This is a genomic window from Alteromonas infernus (genome assembly GCF_902705815.1).
In genome coordinates, this window is sequence record NZ_CACSIG010000076.1 from 19273 (window position 1) to 42258 (window position 22986).

The window sequence follows — 22986 nt, forward strand, 5'->3', positions numbered from 1 at the left end:
AGCGTAGCTACTTTGCATGAGCGACAGGCATACGTTATTTTAGCGTACTAATTGTTATTAATTCTAAACTTAAGAGAGATTATGAGTATTACTAGCTTGCTTGGCGACAAGCAAAGATTCGATGTAAAACCTGATGATACGACTATGAAGGCTGTGGTGACCATGGCGAACGGTGGTTATGAGCAGTTAAATTACACCGATGTCCCCATGCCAAAACCACTTGCTGGCGAGGTGCTAGTTCAGGTTTTAGCAGCTGGTGTCAATAATACAGAAATTAATACTCGATTAGGTTGGTATTCTTCTAAAGTCACTCAAGGCACTGACGCGTTGGACGAGAATGACGAAGAGAAATCAAGCGCAGCAGAAGAGTTAGACGGTGGATGGAATGAACAAACCCCGTTTCCGTTTATTCAAGGGACTGACTGTTGTGGTCGAATCGTGGCGGTTGGGGAAGGCGTGGACCCTACACGTATCGGAGAGCGAATTTTAATACGTTCTTGCATCCGTAAAGATTCTTGGGACTCACTAGAAAATATTTGGATGGCGTCAGACTTCGATGGTGCTTTCGCCCAGTACGTAAAAATAACGGCGAGTGAAGCCTTCGCTGTAGAGTGCGATTGGTCGGATGCCGAACTCGGAACCATACCTTGTGCTTATGGTACTGCTGAAAATATGGTTCATCGAGCCGGCGTTTCTAAAGGGGAGCATGTTTTGGTGACTGGGGCTTCAGGTGGTGTAGGTTCTGCTGTTGTGCAGTTAGCTAAACGCCGTGGTGCGACAGTTACCGCCGTTGTTGGTAAAAATAAAATGGATGTGCTTAAGGAAATAGGTGCAGACCGCGTTATCGAACGCAACAGCGACCTAGTTGAAGTGTTAGGAGAAAAGTCCGTAGATGTAGTTGTCGATAACGTTGCAGGTGAAGGATTCACTCAAATGTCCGTGGTTATGAAACGCGGTGGTCGCTACGCTTCTTCCGGCGCCATCGCAGGGCCAATAGTCACGCTTGATATGCGCAACTTTTACTTGAAAGATCTTACCTTTATTGGTTGTACTGCGTGGGACGAGCCGGTTTTCCCGAATCTTATTTCATATATCGAGCGCGGTGAAATAAAACCTATGTTAGCTAGAACTTACCCGCTGGAAGATATCGTAACAGCACAAAAAGATTTCTCTGAGAAAAAGCACATGGGTAAAATTGTGTTGTTGCCACCCGAGCAGACTACAGCGCAACAAACGTATATTGATAAGTTGAATCGCTAGCTCAGTACTGGAAGAAAACGTGCGCGAATGGCAAATGCATAGCATATGGCGATGCTAACCGCATTTGCCTTGCACCCCATAATTCACCTAATTAACCAAAATGTTTTGTACTAAATCTTCAGTATTCACAATAGGGTCTTTGCCAAACCATATGGACCACAAGGCATCGGCTAACGCTTGATTTTCAGTTTTGACAACTAAGGTATTGTTGAAAAATACATTAAGCTCCTTTTGAGACAATCGAGACAACGTTAGGGTGGAATGCTTTTCTACTTCATCCTGAAAGCCAGAGGATAACCTTTCGATATCTTCTTTAATCTTACTCAGGTCAGAATCAGCGTTATTTTGCTCAATACCTTGCATGAGGGCTTCTTCTATTTGCTCTCGGGGTACATCTCTCAGGAACTCTAGTTCGATGCGCTGTTGTGTGTTTGCATTCAAGATGAACGTGATAAGCGAATCTTTTGTAGGGAAATCACTTTTAGGCTTTTCCATAAAGTGGCTCAGTCTGTAGACGTTAAAGAAAAAGCGCTTTTTAATTGTTGTACCACTCAACGAAAGGGAACTGTGGATGTTTATTACAGTGTTTTCACTAGAATCGTTATGGGTATATGACGAATCAGTCGCGGCAACTACCGACAAAGAAAAGCAAGACATGACTAAAAAACTATAAACGCGGCTAAAAATTACTTGCGACAAAACTGTTCCTTTGAAAAAGCTGTTGAAATAGGTAACAAGGGTAATACTGATATCGTTAATTACAGTTAACGACTACTTACGATCAATTTCGATACTTTCTCAGTACGAAGATAAATGACAAAAAATAGAGACTATCTTGAAGTTTATACGCTTTCTTCTTTTCGTTCCCCTTATTATTACTTTGAGTAAACAAAGCCATGCAGATTACCTACAAGGCTGCGATGATTCCGAGTACCTAGCGTATATCGAGCAGCGTTTTGCGTATCTTGAATCAAGGAATCGTCGATTGCTTAGTGATACATTGCAAGATTATCAACTGAGTTTATCTAACAACAGTAATTCATATAAGGTCCTTAATAACTTAAGCCGGCACATAAAATATAGTGCGCAGTTTGAGCCTATTGAGGTAGCTGAATTGAAGATAGAGCGCGCATTCGACAATGCAAATAAAATGAGCATTGAACAACAAATTGCGGGCGACGTTTACGATGGCTTTAGCAGTGAAAACCACTACGTAGATATCGCGAGAGCGTGGATTGCCTACCGAAAAGGTAACGTTGAGAAGGCATTTAGCGCCCTTCAAAATTCAATAAATGATATAGATTCTGCGTTAATAGGCGCTTTTGGCCCAGACTTTGATTTGGTGCGTCAACTTTATAATGATGGTTATGTTGAACCGGTGGTCGCATATATTAAAAAGACCGAATCGTTCTGGACTGGAAAGCGACCGGATGCATTGCGTGGTGCGTGGCTTGGTATGATAAACGCTGGCTGTAAAATACAGTTTGACTCCATTGATACGATAAAAGCTGAACAGTTAGGGGTTAGTGCGATTAACGTTCAAAAAGCGCTTGGTCTCGATTAACAGGGATGTTTTGTTTCAGTCATAAACGCTAAGCGTATTTATCCAACCCACCAAAAGCATATAGTGTGATCGCAAACTCTACCTATATTCATCAAAAAATTTACAGAGCACTATTAGACACAAGCTCGAATATTTAACTAGAACCATTTAGAAACTTTTAAGTGCTTAAGTTCAGACGAAGGGGAGGGCGGTCACTTCAAAACGGCATTTTATTTAACACAAGCGGCAACAAGTTACCGTCTTTTTCTTTATTTAGTCATTTAACACTAAACATGGTGTGCGGGCTATCGATTTGTTTGTGACCTTTCGGGACGCACTAAAACAGGCATTTAGCTTAAAAATCGACATATGGCGCTTTGTAGAGCCCGTCCGCATCTTCATAGTGCCGGTGTTTGGTGCGATTATTGCAGTTTGCGTTTAAAAAGATTTATTAAAATGTCAGCCTTAAAAGCTGCGCAACGGTTCACATCGGCTTTTGCGTTTTTAGGCGGTGATAATTTGACGTTTTTTAACGGACATATCTAATGAATAGTATGATAAAAAATGACGCTTACGCTTTTTTGAAAAACAGCGGTAGTCGGTTAGCAAAGGTGATGTCATGTGCAACACTGTGCGTTGGTTTGCTCGTGGGCTGTTCAACACTTGAAGAACCAAAAGGGCAGTTTTCGCAAATCGATACCAGTGAGGTAACTGCCTTAGGCAATGTGGAATATCACACATACATGTTGGCCAACGAGCTTTTTGCTGATGTGGGTCCGGCACGTCAGTCACGCTACGCGGTAGTCGGCTTTGTACCTGCCGATACCATGAAATACAGTGCCGACCATCAACATCCGTTAATGTTGTTGGGCCATCAACTTGAACAGGGAATAATTACTGAGGCGACGAAAAGAGGCTTTTCTACTCAAGAATTTAAGCTTTCGAACGATATAATTGTTAGTAACGAAAGCGACAGAGTGTTAACGCGCAATATCGACCAGCTTTCCAACATTGAGCGCGTCGATTTTTATATTACCGGCACTATGGTGTACCAAGAGTCTGGTGCGGTGGTTAACGCTCGAATTATCAACGCTAGAAATAAAAACATTGTCGCTGCGGCAACACGCTTTTTCCCTGCCGAACTGTTTTGGCGAGAAGGGCAAGTAACAACCCGAAACGGCAAGTTATACAGAACTGAAGGTACGAGGTAACCCCATGAAAAGACGAAATCAATACGCGGCGCTTTCGCTCTGTGCCTCACTGCTAAGCGTTAGCGGGTGCTCTATGATGATGGGGGAGGAAGAGGTAGCAGAACAAGCGCCTCAGCGCCCGGCCATGAATGTTATCGATATTACAGCCGCTGACCGTGCTCCCTCAAAGCCAGTCGAAAGTACCAATGATACCCAATCTCAGGGTATGGACGCGTATGGCGCCATTGGTCAACCTCCTTTGTATTCGAGCGTACAGGGCGCGTATAAAGGTCGACCTCTAACCAAGCACATTGGCGACTATGTGAAGAACATGGCGCAAGACTTAATTGCGAATATGGAATATGTGAATAACAAGACACCTATCGGTGTAACCCATTTCGCATTGTTAGACACTGACTTGCAGAAAACGGATTTGCTAGGCCGTCAGATGGCGGAATCTTTTGTTCACGAACTGCATAAATTCCGCGTGCCGGTTATCGACTTCAAAGCCACCGAGTATATTCGCATTACTGACGATGGCGATTTTGTATTAAGCCGAGACTATTTGGAATTGAGCAGCAGCCTTCCTATTGAATATGTGCTAACCGGAACCATGACCAAGCATCAAGGTGGCGTTTTGGTTAACGCGCGTATTTTAGGCATGGAGTCACGTGCCGTCGTAGCAACCGCACAAATGTTAGTGCCGTTCTACGTGGTAGATGCACTTATTCCAAGTGACGGTAGTCAGCAAAACGGCATGCGCGATGGCGTAAAGTTAAGTCGAGGCTAGGAGCAGCAACATGATGTTTAGCCGTAACCTCAATGTAGCGCTTAAAAAGCGACTGACCTGCGCGCTGGTGTTTTGTGGTTTGTCGCTTAGCGGTTGTACAAGCACCAAATCCATAGGTTCTTTTTGGCTAGGTGAAGATGGCGAAATTACCCATCATGAAGAGCCGGTCCCTGTGCCCAGCCGTTCAGGCTTACAATACACACCAGACTCGCGAGATAGAGAATATCAGCAGCATGTTGCGGTAGAGCCCGGCTATAAAGACCCGCTACATAATGGGTACTCACCGTCCCAAACCCACAAGCGGCTGAACGATTACGCCTCGCAGCTGGCCATGGAGTTAATGGAAAATACAACCCGGTTAACTCAACAAGACATGGTAGGTGTGGCGAGTTTTGTTCGGCTTAATCAGTCGCTCAACAACAGCACAGTGCTTGGGAATCAACTTTCTGAATATTTAATTGCCGAACTTCAAGATTTTGGATTAGCGATTGTCGATTTTAAACTGGCAGGTGGGATTACCGTTACACCTGTAGGCGATTTCGTTTTAACTCGTGATGGGGCAGCCCTTGCTAAACAGGTTGAAATGGACCATGTGGTAACCGGCACTATTATCGAGGATGACCGCGGTGTGCGTGTTAATGCGCGTATTGTGTCGCTAAAGAACAAGCAAGTTGTGGCAAGCGCAAACGTGTATATTCCTGCGTTTATCGTAATGGACTTAAACAAAATGGCGAGGGCCGTCTCGCCATAATCCTATCGAGTAACGCCCACCTAATAGCGTTACTCATTTCTTTAGCATAACCGCTATCTATCTACGTTCAACTAAGTACGCTATACAGTGCGTAACATATTCTCTAGCCTAGCTCTGGCTTCTTATCATCTCTCTTGTCATAAAGCGGCTTGTGTTCACCGCATTGAGAAGGTCATTGCTTAGTGGCAATGGCTCCTTGCATAAACTGCTTACTAGTACCTCAGCCATCAATGGCGCCGTAGTTAAACCACGTGAGCCTAAACAGGTTAGGGTACTGACCACGCTGTTAGGCAGCAACGGCGCGCTTGTCAGTGGTTTACCTACGCTTAACATGGCGAACTGGCTTTTGATCACGTCAAAGTTATGCAGAGCACCAACCACAGGCTGATGGTCAGGCGAGCCCAAACGCGTAGCCGCCCTTGCTTTGCCGTCGTGTTGTAATGCCTGAACTATGCTGGTGTTTGCCAGTGCCTGTTCATGTGTGGCAAGGTTCGTTTCAGTTTCTTCGTTTCGAACCTCCGTAGTTAAGTCGTTTTTCACGTAGGTTGAACCTAGCGCATGCCTACCCTCTAATGCCGGAGTCATATAGCCCTTGTGACATAAAACCGTATTAAGACCGTCGATAGGAGGTTGCGTAGGAATGGCTTCTACTTGGCCGCGAACAGGGCGAAGAGAGAGACTGTTAAAATCTTCTGAATTTATTGCCCCTGCGCCCAACGCAAGGATAAGGTGATCGGCAATAACGTTTTTTTCATTACCGCTGAGTGCCGGCTTCTCTTGGGGTAAACCGGCATTGGCAGTAGCGCACGCCGTTTCATTTCCACCATATTTTTCAGGCTCACTAACATTAAAACGAATTTGTACTTGCTGTCTTACTGCCCCGTTAACGGCCTCGCCTGAAGCTATTTCCACATCATCCGCATCAAGAACGCCGGGTGAAGCGCCACCTTCTTGATTGTGTGGCGTTCCCTCAATCACTTTATGCGATACATAGGTGTGATTGGGTTTCAGCGTGAGTTTGCCGCTTTGAAGTGCTTCTTCAATCATGGCATTAACTAGCTGTGGAGGAGAAAGCCATCCGCCCAAGCCAATGTACAAGCCAGAGTAAGGAAAGGCTAGGTTAGCGATATCGCTCACTTCTTTACTGTCCACGGGCTTAATCAAAGCTTCAGGCCATACATCGGCTGTCGCAAGTTTATTTTGGCGCTCTGCTACTTTGTCGTTAAAGCTTAGTTGAATTACGCCACAGAAATCATGGGCAACGTCGGCTAGACCATTGTCTTTTACATGTTTAATAATATGGTCGTAGGCTTGGCGCGCATATAAAAAACCTGTGTGCCTGAATGCGGCTAGCAATGCTTGCTTCACTGTGAAGCTGGGGGTAAAACCCACCTTGCGGGTTGCCAGACGCACCACTTGCAAGGGTGTCACCATCAAAATATAGCGTGGTGTTAATGCCGCGCTTCACTAACGCAAGGCACGCCGTGGCTGCCGCAAGGCCTGAACCAACCACTGCAACTTTGCTCGCCTCGGTAACTGCACTATTAACGTAGCGGTAGTATGGACCATTTGGCAGGCGAAGCTTATGTTGTACACTGTCGTTAGCGGTGTTAAAAACGCCGGTCAGCATGTCGCGCTTACGGCCAAACCCCTTACGCTTTTTGATGTCAAATCCTACGCCAGCAAGCCCACGCTTTACGATGCCCGCAGCGGTAAATGTGCCAAAGGTTGTGCCGGTTTTTGACAAGCGAGCCATTTGGCTAAACAGAGCATCGGTCCACATATCAGGGTTTTTGCTTGGAGCAAAACCATCTAAAAACCAAGCATCGATGAGGCCATTTACAGGAGAATGCCATTGAGGTAGAAGTTCGTGAACATCACCAATCCACAGGTCGAGCGTTGTAGAGTGGCTATCGAAATGTAAGCGATGACAACCTTCAAGTCCCATAGGGTAAAGCGAAGCGAGTGCTTGCGCTTCGTCTTTAAGGGTAGGAAAAGCTTCTAGCGCACGCTGCATATCCTGTTGAGGCAAAGGAAACTTTTCCGTAGTAATAAAGTAAAGGTGCTTAAGCGGATGATTCGGGTTCGTTGCTTTAAATTCATTAAAAGCACGCATGGCAACTAAGAAATTAAGCCCAGTCCCGAAGCCTGTTTCAGCGATGACAAAAGTAGGGGCGCGCCACTGTTGCCAGCGTTCAATAAGGTCGTTGCCTGCTACAAAAACGTGTTGGGTTTCATCTATACCGCTGTCGTTAGAAAAATAAACGTCGTCAAAATGGTCGGCGACAGGCGTACCGCTCTCATTAAAATGAACCTGTGCATGCTTTGATTTCACGGTTTATTTTTCTCCGTTTATGTCGTTGTTGTGTTGGCACTTTGAATTGGAGGCAGTTTTCACTACTTCAACAGCTTGCCCATCCGATGCTTGTTTTGAAACGCCAGAGCTAGCCTGGCTTTTAGATGGACAGGACACTTCTACAGGTGTTGAAAAGTGCGATGTTACTTTACTGGTCACGAGCTGCGCGTCAAGCATACCGCCAACGGTGTACCAAGAACCGTTAACGTTAATCAACCCGCGATGATCCATCGTAGGCGCTTCAGCTTCTGTTTTTGAAATAACCCAGGTTTCTTCTGCAATATCAAAGGTCCAAATTGCGCTATCCGCATTTGAAGGCTCGCCGTTATAGCCAATGCCATTGTAGTTGTAGGGGTTAGTCGAGCCACCCACAAAATAGATTTTGTTCGTTGCCTTGTCGCCAGCTGCCGCCATTCGATAGCGCGCAGTACCCGTTGGATGCTTAAGTGTACGCCAATCAATTTTCAAAGGGTTTTTATTATCAATTACACCTTTAAAGCAGGCGGTTTCAGCAGCAAAGCTGCGGCGTTTATCGCTGTGCGGTGTTACCGATACGCCGTCACAAATTACCATAGTGTTATTAACGATGCCGCCAGCTTGTCCGAATACCGGATTACCTAAGAATGGGCTCGCCTGTTGCCATTGGCCGGTTTGCGTATCGTAGGCCTGCACAAGATTTACGTTGCCATCGTTGTGCCAGCCAGAAACTAAGTACACGTAACGGTCTTGGTAAACCAGTGCAGTTGCATCATCAACAGGGACGGGCATAGGCGCCAATAGCGTATATTCCCCAGTTGTGGGCGAATATTTATAAACATCTGGCGTACTAATTTCATTGTGATGTTCATCCACCGTGTAGCCGCCAAAAATATAAACGCTGTCTTTAACACCCACGGCTACGGATGCCAAGCGGCCTTTTAGCGCAAGGCTGGATGGAACTGGGGGAAGGGCTTGCCACTGCAAAGGTTTATCTTTGTTGTTGATAACAAGCTGCCAAGCACGGTTGTGAACATCGTTATGGGTTTTACCTTTGCCCAGTCCCATAAAACTAAATACATATTGTGTGTCGTTTATAGTGACAGAAGCTACGGCATTGTTTGAAACTGGCTCTGGTAGCGCGGGGAGGGCGATAGGCGCAGCTGTTGCTGAGACAGTCGCTGCAGAAGCAATGATAAAGGCAGCCACCACGAAAGAAAGTCGGGGCACCGCACTTAGGAAAATGCGTAGAGCAATGTTTCTTGGCTTTTTTAATAACACAGCAATCTTCAGTTTTATTTAAATTTCGAACGTTTAGCCGCGTATTCTACCTGTCACCTTTTTGTTTTTCCGCAAAAGTTTGTACCTGCTTAAAACTCTTCTTTTCTTATTGCTTCTGTAAATAACAATCTATCAGTAAAAACAATACGTTTATTGAATTGCTGTTGTAAGTAATTTATTAAATTTAACTGTGAGTCTATTGAAGGCAGTTCAGGGAGAAGGTATGGCGGGCGTGTTTCACCAATGTGGTCAAAGCATTTGCAAACGCACTAGAGACGAAATGGATGCTCGTGCACGTATCATTGCACATGCACTTGCTGAGCAATGTTGCAAATACACGATACTCTGCCAAGAGAAGATACGGGCAAAATATTTAAGAACAAACTTAGAGCTCAATTTAGTCAATAAAAGAAACCACTAAAGCTATTTTGAAGGTTTTGTGAAGGTATAAATTAACGCTAGTCATGACCCTGTGCATTCGTGCTACATTGGAAATATTAAGAACAAGAAAACTTAGACTAAGACGGCAAAAAACGAAAAAGAAGGGAAGTGGAACCTACCTGTTTATACACATATGCCCAGAATTGAAACAGATACTTCAACGCTGACGTTTGGCTAATTTGAGTATGGCAGATGGCAGAGCAGACCACTTTACCATTCAAAATCGTTACCATAAGCCGCAACAACGCAAAGGGTAAACTATGAGAAGAGCAGTTATCACCGGTCTTGGTATCGTATCAAGCATCGGCGTAAATAAAGAAGACGTACTTGCTTCACTAAAAGCGGGTAAGTCTGGAATTACATTTTCAGAACAGTTCGCCGAAATGGGCCTTCGCAGCCAAGTTTGGGGCGACATCGATATCGATTTAAAAGAGCACATCGACCGTAAAGCAATGCGTTTTATGGGCGATGCAGCAGGCTACGCATACGTGGCAATGCAGCAAGCTATTGCAGACTCTGGGTTAGAAGAAAGTGACATTTCAAACGAGCGCACAGGTATAATCGCAGGCTCAGGTGGCGCGTCTTCTGAAAACCAAGTGCTTTCTGCGGATATTCTTCGCGAAAAAGGCGTTAAGCGTGTGGGCCCCTACATGGTGCCTCGCTGTATGGCGTCGACGGTATCAGCTTGCTTAGCGACACCGTTTAAAATTCGCGGCGTGAACTATTCAATTGCCTCTGCGTGTGCCACCAGTGCCCACTGTATAGGTAACGCACTAGAGCTTATTCAACTTGGTAAGCAAGACGTAGTATTCGCCGGTGGCGGTGAAGAGCTACATTGGTCACTATCAAGCCAATTCGACGCGATGGGCGCGCTAAGCTCGAAATATAATGACAACCCAGCGGTTGCATCACGTACTTATGACGCAGCACGCGATGGCTTTGTAAGCTCTGGCGGCGGCGGTATGGTTGTTGTTGAAGAACTTGAGCACGCGCTTGCACGCGGCGCAAAAATCTACGGCGAAGTAGTAGGTTACGGCGCTACATCAGACGGTTTCGACATGGTTGCACCGTCGGGTGAAGGCGCAATTCGCTGTATGAAAATGGCAATGCAAAATATCGATGCTCCAATCGATTACTTGAACACCCACGGCACGTCTACGCCTGTAGGCGATGTGAAAGAACTTGCGGCGATTCAAGAAGTGTTTGGCCAAGCGGGCGTACCTATTAGTGCAACAAAGTCACTGACAGGTCACGCATTAGGTGCAGCGGGTGTAAACGAAGCTATCTATAGCTTGTTGATGATGGAAAATAACTTTATCGCGCCATCAATTAACATCGACACGCTGGACGACGCGGCACAAGGCTTAGATATTGTTACCGAAGCACGTGAAGCAACGCTAAACACAGTGATGTCAAATAGCTTTGGCTTTGGCGGCACTAACGCAACGCTGGTTATGCAGCGTTATAATGGTTAAACAAAACCGTTAGAACCAATAAGTTTTTAGCTTCATTTAAGAAGCTTGAAAACAAAAAGGGCGTAAACCTGAACACCACGAGTGTTTGTGTTTATGCCCTTTTTTATTGGTGTTATCTATAGCTTTCTAAAGTAAAGATTGCGAACACGACCGTTAGATATCCTAAAGCCATTCACCTTGCCGTGAACATCACGCTCAAATAGGATATCGCCAACGTGAGAGCTAAAAAAGTCATCTTTGACTGGCGCAATATAATGGTCGCTTAGACGGTGATGAGAAATTTTCAGCTGTTTATTTTCTGGTGAAAAGTGATAAGTGGAAGAAAGTTCAGGGCTGAAGTAACTGCCGGCGAATTGCGATAACCAGGTTTTGGTTATTTTGACTGGTGTATAGGCAACCGACACATACGTATCGACATTGTCTACTTTCACTGTCATTAAGCTTTTCTCGTCATTTTTAGTAAATTTAACATAAATCTCTCCCTCTACATTCAGCATCTTGAATGTGTTTTTGCTGATAGGAGCGAGGGCGCTTACGTCGTCTTGGCCCCTTGAATACATTAATTTACCGTTTTCTAAATATATCTCTCGTGAGTACGTTTCTGGTTCATACCAATAGTGACCCACAAAGGCATTTAGTATGTCTTCACTTAACTCAAGAGAATCAGATATTTGTTTAGGTGAGATTGACTCCAGAAATGCGTCAGCAATCGCGTTCTGAGGGGGAGGGTTTGTTTTTCTTTATAAGCCTGTCAGCAATTTGCAGAGCCAATTCCCAAGGTCTTGCATCTGCGCCATTATTCAATATTGCTATTGCTAAATTTTGTTTAGGAAATCGAGCCAAATACGAACGAAATCCTGCGTCTCCGCCGCTATGCTGAATATATTTGGTACCTTTGTAGTAGCTAATAAATTGCCCATATGCACCACCAAATGTTTCTCCGTTGTTTAAGGACGCAAGGGTATTCATTTGCTCGATTACGGCAGGGCTACCCACAGTCGGTTCGGTGAAATTAGCCGACCATTTCAGCAGATCTTCTGCTGTCGTAAACAAACTTGTTGCACCTACATTTGAAAAGTTCAGCACACTTTTTTTGTAACCATTGCCGCTGCGTTCGTATGAGTAGGCCCTATTGCTAACGATCTTTTGATGGTCGTCGTAAAACAAGCTGTTACTCATATTCAATGGCGTGAACAGCCTTTCCTGTGTGAATTGAGCAAAAGATTTACCACTAACACGTGCAACAACCTCTGCTAATAGTGTGAACCCGGTATTTGAGTACAGAAACTCTTCTCCCGGTTTGAAGTTTAGCTCTTTCTGTTTTGCTACCATTTTTAGTACGTGTTCGGTAGTGATTACGTCATCTAATCGCCAACCAGCCATACGCAACAAATTCCATTGATCACGCATGCCGCTTGTATGTGATGCTAAGTGTCGTAAGGTTATAGTGTGACCAAAATCCGGTACTTCTGGAATGTATTGTCGTATGTCATCATCGAAATTTAACTTACCTTCTTCAGCAAGTAGAAGAATGGCGAATACGGTAAATTGCTTCGATACAGATGCAACGTGAAACATAGTTTCTGGCGTAACAGGTATATCGTATTCTAGGTTTGCGCTGCCATAACCTTTTGAAAATATAATCTCTCCATCCTGCATTACTGCAACTGAGGCCCCTGGCTTATTAATATCATCGAATTGGGTAAATAGCCGGTCAAACTCGAGTGTTTGTTGTGAAGGGCCATTAAGAGGCTTTTCAGGTTTTGAAGATGGTTGGCAGGCGCTTAAACCAATCAATAGTAGTAAACTAATGACTAGACGCGCTGCAAGATTAGGCATTTTAACGATTCCTTGTTATCACTTATTTTCAATTTTTTCCGACGAAGAGCAAACGTCAATACGCTGTAGAAAAACGCAAAAGCTATTAAACCGCATAATAAGGCAGTGACTCAAATATAACACACGATTTTTGTTCGACAGCTGCTTTTACGCAATCCTTGCGCTACTTGCTACTTCTCAAACAACATAAGATTGCTCGATACCGGTCATGGCTGATTTGAGTGTTAGGCCACTTTTTGTCTTTTGAAGCCAGTGATTTTGAGGGGCCGACGTGTACGTGAAGCAGAAGGTCGGATTTTGATTAAGTGCAGTGTTTCGAGTGGCGCTAAACTAGTCGTTTAACGAAGTGCTCTGGAGCCACCTGTTAAGCCAAACTTTTATCACTTCATTGGCAGTCTTTGCCAATATCTGCCATAATTTACCAATGGTGAATATTCGGATATAGACAATGGCAACTTTAAATGTATCACTTCCTGACGAAATGCGTACGTGGATTGATGAACAAGTAAAAACTGGCAAATTTGCTAATGCTAGTGATTATATTCGCGATTTAGTACGTCGCAATCAGAGTGAGCGAGAGGCAATTAGCTTAGCTCTGATAGAAGGTGAATTGAGCGGGAAAAGTCATAAGAATGTTTTGGATATTATTCAAGCTAAGAAAACTCGAGCTTTAAAATGAATAAATACACCCTCTCTAACAAAGCAGAGGAAGATATCTCCGGGATTTACGATTATTCAGCCAATATTCATGGCGTAACTCAAGCTGAAGCCTATCTTGTTGCCCTACATGAAGCTCTCGTTATTTTGGCGGAAAACCCTAGTATCGGTACTTCAGCGGAGGATATTAGAAAGAATTACCTCCAACTCCCAATTCATAGGCACATAGTCTTCTATAAAAAAGTCGATGACGGCATTTTCGTCATTAGGGTGCTTCATCAACAAATGAAATACTCTATGCATCTATCTGATTGAAACTCTCAGGAAAGACCTAGTAATGCGGCGAAAGTGCCAAGTCAAATAGAGAAACAAATTACTCATTAAATGTCTGCTCATTTATTTCGAGCAACAATCACTACAGTAAATGAGCGATTCCGCTAATTATTTCGGTCAAATAAACTGGTAACGACCAAACAAAGTATCTGGCTCGGGAATGGTGATTTTCCCGTAATGCCGTTTCAGTAAACCTTCATTTTCTAGTTCACCTAAAAGCTGATTAACCGTTTGCCTGCTGCTGTTTATCATTTGCGCTAAAGACTCTTGCGAAAGGGTGAGGGTAATCGCATTGTTTCTTGGTAAGTGCTGACCGTAGCTGGTGGTAAGCATTAAAAGCCGCTTTACCAGTTGGTGCTTAAGGCTAAGCCCTGCGCTCGAGTCAATAAACTGAAAAGCACTGCGCACCCGTGTGCATAAAAGGCGAGTAAAATGTGGGTAGAGTTCAGGGTACTGCTCGAGCAGTGCTTTAAACGCGTTTTTTTGGATAATAGCCACGGTGCAGTTTGTCTCGCAGAAGTTGTCGTGAGTTCGAGGAAGGTCGTCAAACATCGATATCTCACCAAACCAGGTGCCGGGGCCCAATAACGCAAATAGCATTTCGCGACCATTTACACCCACAGTAACAACCCTTAAACGCCCTTCGCACACACCGTAAAAACCTACGCCATCTTCACCTTTGGCATGCAGTTGCTGCCCTGCTTTTAGGTGTTTTAGGCGCATCTTGTCGAACATAGCGTCCTGTAAATAGGAAGGAAGCGCGCTAAACCACGTAGAGCTCGCCAAAATCGGCTTAAATTTTTCCATTTAACAAATATCTTACAATGTCGTATATCCGACAGTGTATAGCAATTACTGCGCGTAATGTAGGCGGTAAGAAAAAGTAAATGGAAGTTTCATTGAAGCGCATATGGTGTCGGGCCTAAAGCAGACGGCTGACACACCTCAATGAAATCACTTTAGACATAAAAAGAGTAAAGCTATGACAGATTCAGTAAAGTCGAAAGTAAGCAGTGAAGAATGGCAAACACGTGTTGATCTCGCCGCATGTTACCGCGCAGTTGCCATGTATGGTTGGGACGATCTCATTTTTACTCACATTTCTGCCCGCGTTCCTGGGCCTGACCACCATTTTTTGATAAACCCTTACGGTTTGATGTTTGATGAAGTTACTGCGTCTAGTTTGGTTAAAGTAGATCTTCACGGTAATAAAGTAATGGAAAGTGAATACGACATAAACCCAGCAGGTTTTACTATTCATAGCGCCGTTCATGAGGCTCGAGACGACGCCAAATGCGTGTTGCATTTGCACACAGCAGAAGGTGTGGCGGTATCTATCTTAGAAGAAGGGTTACAGCCATACTCGCAGCAATCGCTTTTTCCGCTGGCATCACTTTCTTACCATGCTTACGAAGGCGTGGCGTTAAATCCTGACGAAAAGGCACGGTTGGTGCGCGACCTGGGTGATACGCAATTCATGATTTTGCGCAATCACGGGCTTTTAACCTGTGCAGACAATATTCCCGATGCGTTTTTGTTCATGTTTATCATGCAGCGTGCCTGTGAAATTCAGTTAAAAGCGCAGGCAACAGGTAAACCGCTTATTCCAATTCACTCGGCTATTCTTGATGGCATTCGTACACAGGCCGATCAAGTCACCCGGCAGGCAGGTGGTTCATTGGCGTGGCCGGGTATCAAACGTCGCGTTGAGCGTCGCTTCCCTGGGTACGATAAGTAACGGTTTGAAGTTGAACGTTATCTAACGCGGTGCTCGCAAAAAAGGAGGTGAATAAAAAGAACGAGCTTAAGAGCGCTTGTCTTGAAAGCTCCCGTCTTAAAAGGTTGTGTGTATTTCGGCCGTAACTTACATGTAGCGGCCTAACGTGTATCAAAATGACGTAAATAAGAGCCAATTACTGACAAGATAAATTAAGGTCGCTGGGTTACTAAAAGCCTGACTTGAGGTACACTTAGCGCCATGAAAATACTTCTTGAAGATACCATTCCGTTTGGCACCGATTACCTTAACAGCGTAGGTGAGGTTGAAACCTATGCTTGGCAATCTCTTGTGCCTGAAATGCTGCGCGATGTAGATATTCTTGCGCTACGTTCTACTACTAAGGTTACCCCTGAACTGCTGACTAAGGCTAACAAGCTCAAGTTTGTTACTACGGCAACGGCGGGAACCAATCATCTAGATAAAATACATTTGGACAAGGTCGGTATTGCACATAGCAGCGCAGCAGGCTGTAATGCCGTTGCAGTTGCCGAGTATGTGTTAAGTGTTTTGCTGCACGCGCAAAAAGCCCAAAAGCTTGATTTATATAATGCGACAGTGGGAATAGTAGGCGCTGGTAATGTGGGGACTGCACTATCACGTATTTTAACGGCAGTTGGCATTGAACACTGCTTGTACGACCCTCCGCTACAGCAAGCGTTAGCCGGTACTGGTAAAACACAGCACAACGGTCAGTCGTTTGTAGATTTAGCACAAATAGCACAGTGCGACGTTGTCTCGCTTCATGTGCCTTTTATTAAAGGCGGCGACTATCCCACTTATCAGATGATCGACCAAACTTTTCTTGAAGCATTAACACCTGACCAGCTGCTTATCAATGCATGCCGGGGCGAGGTTATAGATGAAGAAGCGTTACTTAACCTGCTTCAACAAGAACAGACGCCAACAGTAGTGCTTGATGTATTTGATAATGAGCCTGCCATAAACACAGCACTATTTGACCACGTTTGGTTTGTTACGCCACATATCGCGGGTCATTCTGTAGAAGGAAAAGTTCGCGGTACGCAAATGATTTACGAACAAATTTGTGAGGTAGTGGGTACAGCACCAAACAAAGCGCTTAGCGACTTTTTAGAGAAGACCAACCCGATCAAAGCTGCGTTAAATTCGCCCGAGGCAACGCGGTTGTCGGTTGATGATCTCATTGCCGTATTCCACAATGTGTATGACATTGCCATAGACGATGAGATAACGCGAAACGCATTTGCGTTAACGTCAGGCCATGATGAAACGCCAGACGCACACATTGCGAATACGTTCTCGGCACTGCGCAAGCAATACAGAGTGCGTCGCGAGTGCAGCGCCTATGCGTTACACTTGCCACAGAACACCAGTAAGCAAATTCAAAACACATTCACCGAGCTTGGCTTTCAGGTAAGCTTGGTTTAGTTATATATAAATTAGGAGCATAAAGCATTATGTCGCAAGCGTTTGACGTCGCGGTACTTGGCGCCACAGGTTTAGTGGGCCAAACCATGATTGAACTATTAGAAGAGCGAGACTTTCCGGTAAACCGTTTGTATCCGCTTGCCAGTAGACGTTCAGCTGGTAGTACCGTATCGTTTAAAGGCGAAGACATTGAAGTGTTAGATGCTGATGACTTCGATTGGTCATTAGTGCAGTTCGGCTTTTTCTCAGCGGGTGGCAGCATTTCTGCAAAATTTGCCCCGCTAGCCGCAGAGGAAGGCTGTATTGTTATCGACAATACTTCAGAGTTTCGTTACGAGCCAGATATCCCTCTTGTAGTGCCAGAAGTTAACGCACATGCACTGGCAGAATTTCGCAATAGAAACATTATTGCCAACCCTAACTGCTCGACCATTCAAATGATGGTTGCGTTAAAGCCTATTCAAGATGCTGTAGGTATCGACCGCATTAACGTCTGTACCTATCAATCAGTATCGGGTGCTGGCAAAGAAGCAATGGAAGAACTGGCTAAACAAACCGCTGGCTTGCTAAACGCTCGAGAAGTTAAAAATGAAGCGTTCAGCCGTCAGATTGCGTTTAACGTTATCCCTCAAATCGATGTCTTCCAAGACAACGACTACACCAAAGAAGAAATGAAAATGGTGTGGGAAACGCAGAAGATAATGGGCGATCAAAGTATTTTGGTGAACGCGACAGCGGTACGTGTACCCGTGTTTTATGGGCACGCTGAGGCAATCCATTTAGAAACTAGCTCACCCATTGATGCGCAGCATGTCAAAGAGCTATTAGCTGATGCTCCCGGCGTTACTGTTTATGACGGAAACGAGCAGTTTCCTACTCAGGTAAGCAGCGCGAGCGGCAATGATATCGTGCACGTTGGAAGAATTCGCAACGATATTAGCCATCCATGTGGTTTAAACCTATGGGTTGTTTCTGACAACATCCGTAAAGGCGCAGCGACAAACAGCATTCAAATCGCAGAGACCTTGATTCGCGACTATCTATAGTTAGTAAAAGCGGTTAATTTTTTAGCCGCTTGTTCGGCTAAGCACAGGAAAAGGTAAATATTTTTCTGTGCTTGCCGATACGCAATGAAAGGGCTGTTATTGAAGTAACATAGACGGTTAACTTAAGGGGCATAGTAAGGCAATACTGTCGTCAAACTAGATCACCCTTGATAACTGGTTTATAGTTTGTAAAGTTAGGAACAAAACAACGTTAAAAAACAATAGACAGTCAGACACTTAGGCAAAGTGTAAGAACACTTAAAAGCGCAAAAAAATCTTACTGCCAAGGTCATAACAACTGTTAAACGCCAACTTGATGAGAAACACGACAAGGTGGCTTCAGAATAAAAATAAAAGCCAATATTTTCTTCAGTACTGATTGGCTAAAAAATCCGCCCACAGGTCACGGGTGGTAAAGACGCTTGAGGGCATATAGGACTGCTATGAAATTGCATTTGACGGGCTTACTTTTACTCACACTATGTTTGTCTGGCCCTATTATTACTGTAGATGCACAGGAACGTGTTACCTTTCTAAAAGGTCCTAAGGACGCTACCGACCAATTTTCAGGGTTGGAATATGGCCCTATAGATGCCAACGACACTCTGTGGCGAATTGCCGAGCGTTACCGCCAGAATAATAACCTGAGTGTTTATCAGGTGATGGCTGCCATTTATGAACTTAACCCCAACGCTTTTGAAAACGGCAATTTAAACCTATTGGTTGATGGTGCTGTTTTGAAGCTGCCATCAGAACGCTACATAGCTCGTATTGATAAGCAAAAAGCCCAAATGCGCGCTGAACAGGACGATAGGGCATTTGCAGAAATGCTTAACCAGCCTGGCAGCAGTGTCAAAAACATTAAACCGGCGTCTCCTTTAGTTAATCAGCAAGACCTTACCCAAACACAAACTGACATTGAGCAGAAGATAACCCGTTTAGATGCAGAGCAAACACGTCAATTCGATGAGTTGCGTATGCAATTTGCTGCTTCATTGGAAAACGTAGAAGCCATTCTTAACGAAAACAGACGGCTGTACGAGCGCGTTGAAGCAGTGAATGGGGAGCTAGAATCACTACGAGGGCAAGTTGAAGGCGACGTAAAATCACAGCTTGATATGCAGGTAGCGCTGCAGCAAGAGTTGCTGGATATGATTAAGGCCGAGCAAGCACAGCGCGAAGCAGAGAAGCAGTCATCTTTTCTTTCAGCACTAACTAGCCCAATTAGTTTAATAACCGGTTCGGCGCTGCTCTCGCTATTGCTCGTGGGTGGCTTAATCATGTGGCTATTGAAACGCAATAGCAAACCGGAAGAAGAACCTTCGCCCGGCCCTACGATTACTTCCGAAAGTGATGATGTACCTGTGCCTGACGCGGATATCGGCGATCTTTCAAGTGCTCTTGCGCCAGATTTAGACGATAACGCAGAGTTGTCAGACGATGATTTATTTAACGACGATGATTTACTTGATGACGTACTGACATCTGATTTAGAGGAAAGCTTGGATGACGAACTTGAAACGTTTGCAGACCTTGAAGACGACATGTTGGTGCCAGATGATGGCGGCGACGATCTATTTGAGGCCGGTGACGACGAGTTGGACCAAAGTGAGTTAGACAGCCTGTTCGATGACGATGACTTATCAGATAAAGTCTTAAATGATAACGATGATGATGACCTAGAAGGTTTCGACTTATCAGGCGATGACGATGTTTTCGAAGAGAGCGGCGACGACAGTAGCGAGCAGGAATCAAGCGAATCTGACGATGAATTAGCAAGCGATGACGTTGAAGACTTCGATATCGATGACTTACTCGACGATGTGCAGAGCCAAGAAGCGAATGAGCCAGATACCGACGAACTGGCGGATGTCGATGATATAGACCCTGATGAGATTTTAAATGAGGTCAATGAAGCATCTGAATCAGGTAACGTCGATGAAGATGATATTGACGCGTTACTAGCAAGCTCTGTGGAAGAGGTTGAAAACGACGTTGATGATAAAGAAGAAAGCGAAAGCCTAACCTCGCTTCCGAGTGTGGAAGATGAGGATGATAAGCCCGAGATAAGTATTGACGACTTGCTAGAAGAGCATGGCGTTGACGCGGGGCTTACCGATGAATTAGATAGCAATGATGACCTCATTAACGAGGATATGCTGAGTAAGCTTGATGACGAGATTAATCAGCAGAACAAAGAAATAGACAAAATAACCGACGATTTGCTTAATGAAATTGAGCAGATAGAGATGATGGGCGGTCTCGGTGACGATGATGAAGATGACGATTTTGATGAAGAAATAACGACAACGTCTCCTTCGCCGCAGTCTATTCAAAGCCTTGACGCTATCACTGATGATTTAGATGAATTTGATAGCGATGAGATAATTGATAGTGACGAGATAGAGTTGGATGCTGATTTTAGCGACCCACTATCCGACGATCTTATTGCAGAGCTACAGGCCGAGGATGAAGCTGCTGAACCGGATGGTGAAGAGCCTTCAGCGGAAAAACAGCCTCTTTCTTCTGACGCCCCGTCAGAAGAAAGCGCCCCTTCGGATGTGTCGGAACCAATGTCTGAAAGCGATGATGGTGAATTCGAAGACCCATTTACCGATGAATTACTTGCTGAACTTGAAGCTGAATTAGAAGAAGAGCCTGAGGTTAGTCCTGAGTCTGATGACGAAAGTATAGACATTTCAGACGGTGTAGATACGGACAATGCCGAAAGTACCGAAAGTACCGAAAGTGAAGACAATGAAGGCAGCGAAGATAATGAAGCAGACTTTAGCGACCCATTAACTGACGAACTACTCGCGGAACTGGAAGCGGAAGAGTCGAAAAGTAGCGAAGATGTAGACCTACTAACCGACGAATTATTGGCGGAACTCGAATCAGACGCAGTACAGGACAGCGACGAAGCCGCCGAGGATGAAGCAGAGTTAGAGCCTGCGCTCGAAGAAGACGAATCAGCAGGCGAGGCCGCAGATGAAGCAGCAGAGTTAGAGCCTGCGCTCGAAGAAGACGAATCAGCAGGCGAGGCCGCAGATGAAGAAGCAGAGTTAGAGCCAGCGCTCGAAGAAGACGAATCAGCAGGCGAGGCCGCAGATGAAGCAGCAGAGTTAGAGCCTGCGCTCGAAGAAGACGAATCAGCAGGCGAGGCCGCAGATGAAGAAGCAGAGTTAGAGCCAGCGCTCGAAGAAGACGAATCAGTAGGCGGAGTCGCAGGTGATGAAGTAGAGCTAGAGCCAGCGCCGGAAGAAGACGAATCAGCAGGCGAGGCCGCAGATGAAGCAGCAGAGTTAGAGCCAGCGCCCGAGGAAGACGAATCAGCAGGCGAAGTCGCAGGTGATGAAGTAGAGCTAGAGCCAGCGCCCGAGGAAGACGAATCAGCAGGCGAGGCCGCAGATGAAGAAGCAGAGTTAGAGCCAGCGCAGGAACAAGGTGAAACATCTGGCGATCCACTAGATGATGCTATTGAAGCGTTTGAAAGAGAAATGATGGATGATATTCCATCGTTTAGTCAGATGGATACTGATGCTGTTGACGAAGAAGATACTAGCTCAGCGCAAGAGAGTACCTCACAACAAGATACGCCTATCGAAGATGAGCCGTCTTCCGATAAGGATGAATATGACGATAGTTTGTTAGATGCGGCGTTTGATGACATAGACAGTTTTGAACTTGAACAGGAGGTTGATGGTGTTGTTGACGATGAAGCGCCACAAGCAGAAGAAAGTGTCGAAGATGATGCGCTTTCAATAGATGAAGAAACTCCTGCTGCTGCAAGTTCAGACGAAGAAAACCCAATTGATGAAAATAGCGTTCAGGATAGTAAACAAAGCGAGTTTAACGAGCTTGACGATGTACCAGGCCTTGATGATTGGTTAACTGGTTCAGACGATGAAGATTCGGTGGACGACAATGAAATACTGGACGATTTAGATAGTGCAGAGTTTGATGAACTACTTCAAAGTCTTGAGTCGGACGGTTTAGCTGAACCTGCTGATATTGATGATGAAGATGAATCCACGGATTCTGAGCCAAAGCAAGATAACGAGGCTGAAGATACCTTCGAGCTTGAGCAAGATGATGAGGCCGAAGATACCTTCGCGCTAGAGCAAGATGACGAAGCCGAAGACACCTTTGAGCTTGAGCAAGATGATGAGGCCGAAGATACCTTCGCGCTAGAGCATGATGACGAGGCTGAAGATACCTTCGAGCTAGAGCAAAACGACGAAGAAGAAAGCACCTTCGAGCTTGAGAACGACACAGACGAGTTAGATGATCTTGCCATTCCAGATGACGTTGATTTAGATATCGCCACGCCATCTGAGGTCGAGCCCGATGGGCCGCTGTCAGAAGAAGCACAAAGCTCTGAAACGCAAGAGAACGACCTGAAGCTTGATAACCCGGACTTAGACCTAGCGGCATTATTAAGTGACGGAGAAAGTGAAGGTGATTCGCAAACGCCACCTGAAGATTTTCTAGACGTAGAATCGTTAATGGATGACGGTGATGATGGAAATACAATAGACCCAGACAGCCAAATGCTAGACCTTGACGTGAGTTTATCTGATTTCACAGGCGTATCTGATGAGGATACTGTTATTGATATTGATAAAGACGCAGGTCAGAACGCTAACCTTGATTTGGCGCGAGCTTATATAGAAATGGAAGATGTGGAAGCGGCAAAAGAGTTACTTGACGAAGTAATAAAAGAGGGTAGCGAAGAGCAAAAGCAGGAAGCGGAGTCCATACTGGCTAAAATCGTATAGCGGACAATAGTTTTTAAAAAATTAATGAATATCGGCCTGTTTACTTTTACGGTATACAGGTCTTTTTATATGGGGCTTTTAGG

The 22986-nt window shown here is 45.0% G+C and carries 17 protein-coding genes and 1 pseudogene; 12 read left to right on the forward strand and 6 right to left on the reverse strand.

What is annotated here, in order from left to right; translation table 11 throughout:
* Positions 1–81: 81 nt before the first annotated feature.
* Positions 82–1260: an alcohol dehydrogenase family protein gene (locus ACX5J7_RS18185; RefSeq protein WP_474371757.1), complete on the forward strand. Its 1179-nt coding sequence runs from the start codon at positions 82–84 to the stop codon at positions 1258–1260.
* 87 nt (positions 1261–1347) lie between these two features.
* On the opposite strand, the gene ACX5J7_RS18190 is transcribed toward ACX5J7_RS18185, so the two are convergent.
* A complete protein-coding gene (locus ACX5J7_RS18190; protein WP_498707799.1) occupies positions 1348–1839 on the reverse strand; it encodes a chalcone isomerase family protein in 492 nt (163 codons plus the stop codon).
* Positions 1840–2095: 256 nt separating this feature from the next.
* Between ACX5J7_RS18190 and ACX5J7_RS18195 the strand changes: the two genes are divergently transcribed.
* From ACX5J7_RS18195 to ACX5J7_RS18210, 4 genes are all read left to right on the forward strand, one after another.
* The gene (locus tag ACX5J7_RS18195; RefSeq protein WP_498707779.1) at positions 2096–2824 is read left to right on the forward strand and encodes a hypothetical protein; all 729 of its coding nucleotides are present in this window, start codon (positions 2096–2098) and stop codon (positions 2822–2824) included.
* Between the two features lie 524 nt (positions 2825–3348).
* Positions 3349–4014 carry a FlgO family outer membrane protein gene (locus ACX5J7_RS18200; RefSeq protein ID WP_498707781.1) on the forward strand — a complete coding sequence of 222 codons (666 nt, stop codon included), beginning with the start codon at positions 3349–3351 and terminating at the stop codon, positions 4012–4014.
* Between the two features lie 4 nt (positions 4015–4018).
* On the forward strand, positions 4019–4783 hold the full coding sequence (locus ACX5J7_RS18205) for a FlgO family outer membrane protein (RefSeq protein ID WP_012518850.1): 765 nt from the start codon (positions 4019–4021) through the stop codon (positions 4781–4783).
* A 10-nt stretch (positions 4784–4793) separates the two neighbouring features.
* A complete protein-coding gene (locus ACX5J7_RS18210; RefSeq protein WP_020746178.1) occupies positions 4794–5534 on the forward strand; it encodes a FlgO family outer membrane protein in 741 nt (246 codons plus the stop codon).
* 108 nt (positions 5535–5642) lie between these two features.
* Here ACX5J7_RS18210 and mnmC2 read toward each other — a convergent pair.
* Both mnmC2 and ACX5J7_RS18220 read right to left on the reverse strand, forming a co-directional pair.
* A pseudogene (gene mnmC2 / locus ACX5J7_RS18215) lies at positions 5643–7869 on the reverse strand (tRNA (5-methylaminomethyl-2-thiouridine)(34)-methyltransferase MnmC2).
* Between the two features lie 3 nt (positions 7870–7872).
* Positions 7873–9147 (reverse strand): Kelch repeat-containing protein, encoded by a 1275-nt coding sequence (locus tag ACX5J7_RS18220; RefSeq protein WP_498707785.1) that lies wholly within the window; start codon positions 9145–9147, stop codon positions 7873–7875.
* Positions 9148–9848: 701 nt separating this feature from the next.
* Between ACX5J7_RS18220 and fabB the strand changes: the two genes are divergently transcribed.
* Complete coding sequence (gene fabB / locus ACX5J7_RS18225) at positions 9849–11063, forward strand: beta-ketoacyl-ACP synthase I (RefSeq protein ID WP_118493712.1); 1215 nt, start codon at positions 9849–9851, stop codon at positions 11061–11063.
* Positions 11064–11179: 116 nt separating this feature from the next.
* Here fabB and ACX5J7_RS18230 read toward each other — a convergent pair whose 3' ends face one another.
* Positions 11180–11623, reverse strand: coding sequence for a hypothetical protein (locus tag ACX5J7_RS18230; protein WP_498707787.1), 444 nt, complete (start codon positions 11621–11623; stop codon positions 11180–11182).
* 142 nt (positions 11624–11765) lie between these two features.
* Positions 11766–12902: a serine hydrolase domain-containing protein gene (locus ACX5J7_RS18235; protein ID WP_498707788.1), complete on the reverse strand. Its 1137-nt coding sequence runs from the start codon at positions 12900–12902 to the stop codon at positions 11766–11768.
* A 448-nt stretch (positions 12903–13350) separates the two neighbouring features.
* Between ACX5J7_RS18235 and ACX5J7_RS18240 the strand changes: the two genes are divergently transcribed.
* Together ACX5J7_RS18240 and ACX5J7_RS18245 are read left to right on the forward strand one after the other, a co-directional pair.
* On the forward strand, positions 13351–13581 hold the full coding sequence (locus tag ACX5J7_RS18240) for a type II toxin-antitoxin system ParD family antitoxin (protein WP_071959480.1): 231 nt from the start codon (positions 13351–13353) through the stop codon (positions 13579–13581).
* Entirely contained in the window at positions 13578–13874 is a 297-nt protein-coding gene (locus ACX5J7_RS18245) for a type II toxin-antitoxin system RelE/ParE family toxin (RefSeq protein WP_287148556.1), read from the forward strand. Before ACX5J7_RS18240 ends, ACX5J7_RS18245 begins: the two co-directional genes overlap by 4 nt.
* Before the next feature lie 135 nt (positions 13875–14009).
* On the opposite strand, the gene ACX5J7_RS18250 is transcribed toward ACX5J7_RS18245, so the two are convergent.
* Positions 14010–14699: a Crp/Fnr family transcriptional regulator gene (locus tag ACX5J7_RS18250; protein ID WP_287148555.1), complete on the reverse strand. Its 690-nt coding sequence runs from the start codon at positions 14697–14699 to the stop codon at positions 14010–14012.
* Positions 14700–14874: 175 nt separating this feature from the next.
* Here ACX5J7_RS18250 and ACX5J7_RS18255 point away from each other — a divergent pair, with 175 nt between their 5' ends.
* The 4 genes from ACX5J7_RS18255 (at position 14875) to ACX5J7_RS18270 (ending at position 22903) form a co-directional block, all read left to right on the forward strand.
* A complete protein-coding gene (locus ACX5J7_RS18255) occupies positions 14875–15630 on the forward strand; it encodes a class II aldolase/adducin family protein (RefSeq protein ID WP_039222671.1) in 756 nt (251 codons plus the stop codon).
* Positions 15631–15870: 240 nt separating this feature from the next.
* Complete coding sequence (locus tag ACX5J7_RS18260; protein WP_498707791.1) at positions 15871–17079, forward strand: 4-phosphoerythronate dehydrogenase; 1209 nt, start codon at positions 15871–15873, stop codon at positions 17077–17079.
* 29 nt (positions 17080–17108) lie between these two features.
* The gene (locus ACX5J7_RS18265) at positions 17109–18125 is read left to right on the forward strand and encodes an aspartate-semialdehyde dehydrogenase (RefSeq protein WP_498707793.1); all 1017 of its coding nucleotides are present in this window, start codon (positions 17109–17111) and stop codon (positions 18123–18125) included.
* A gap of 443 nt (positions 18126–18568) precedes the next feature.
* The gene (locus tag ACX5J7_RS18270) at positions 18569–22903 is read left to right on the forward strand and encodes a FimV/HubP family polar landmark protein (RefSeq protein ID WP_498707795.1); all 4335 of its coding nucleotides are present in this window, start codon (positions 18569–18571) and stop codon (positions 22901–22903) included.
* Positions 22904–22986: the final 83 nt, after the last annotated feature.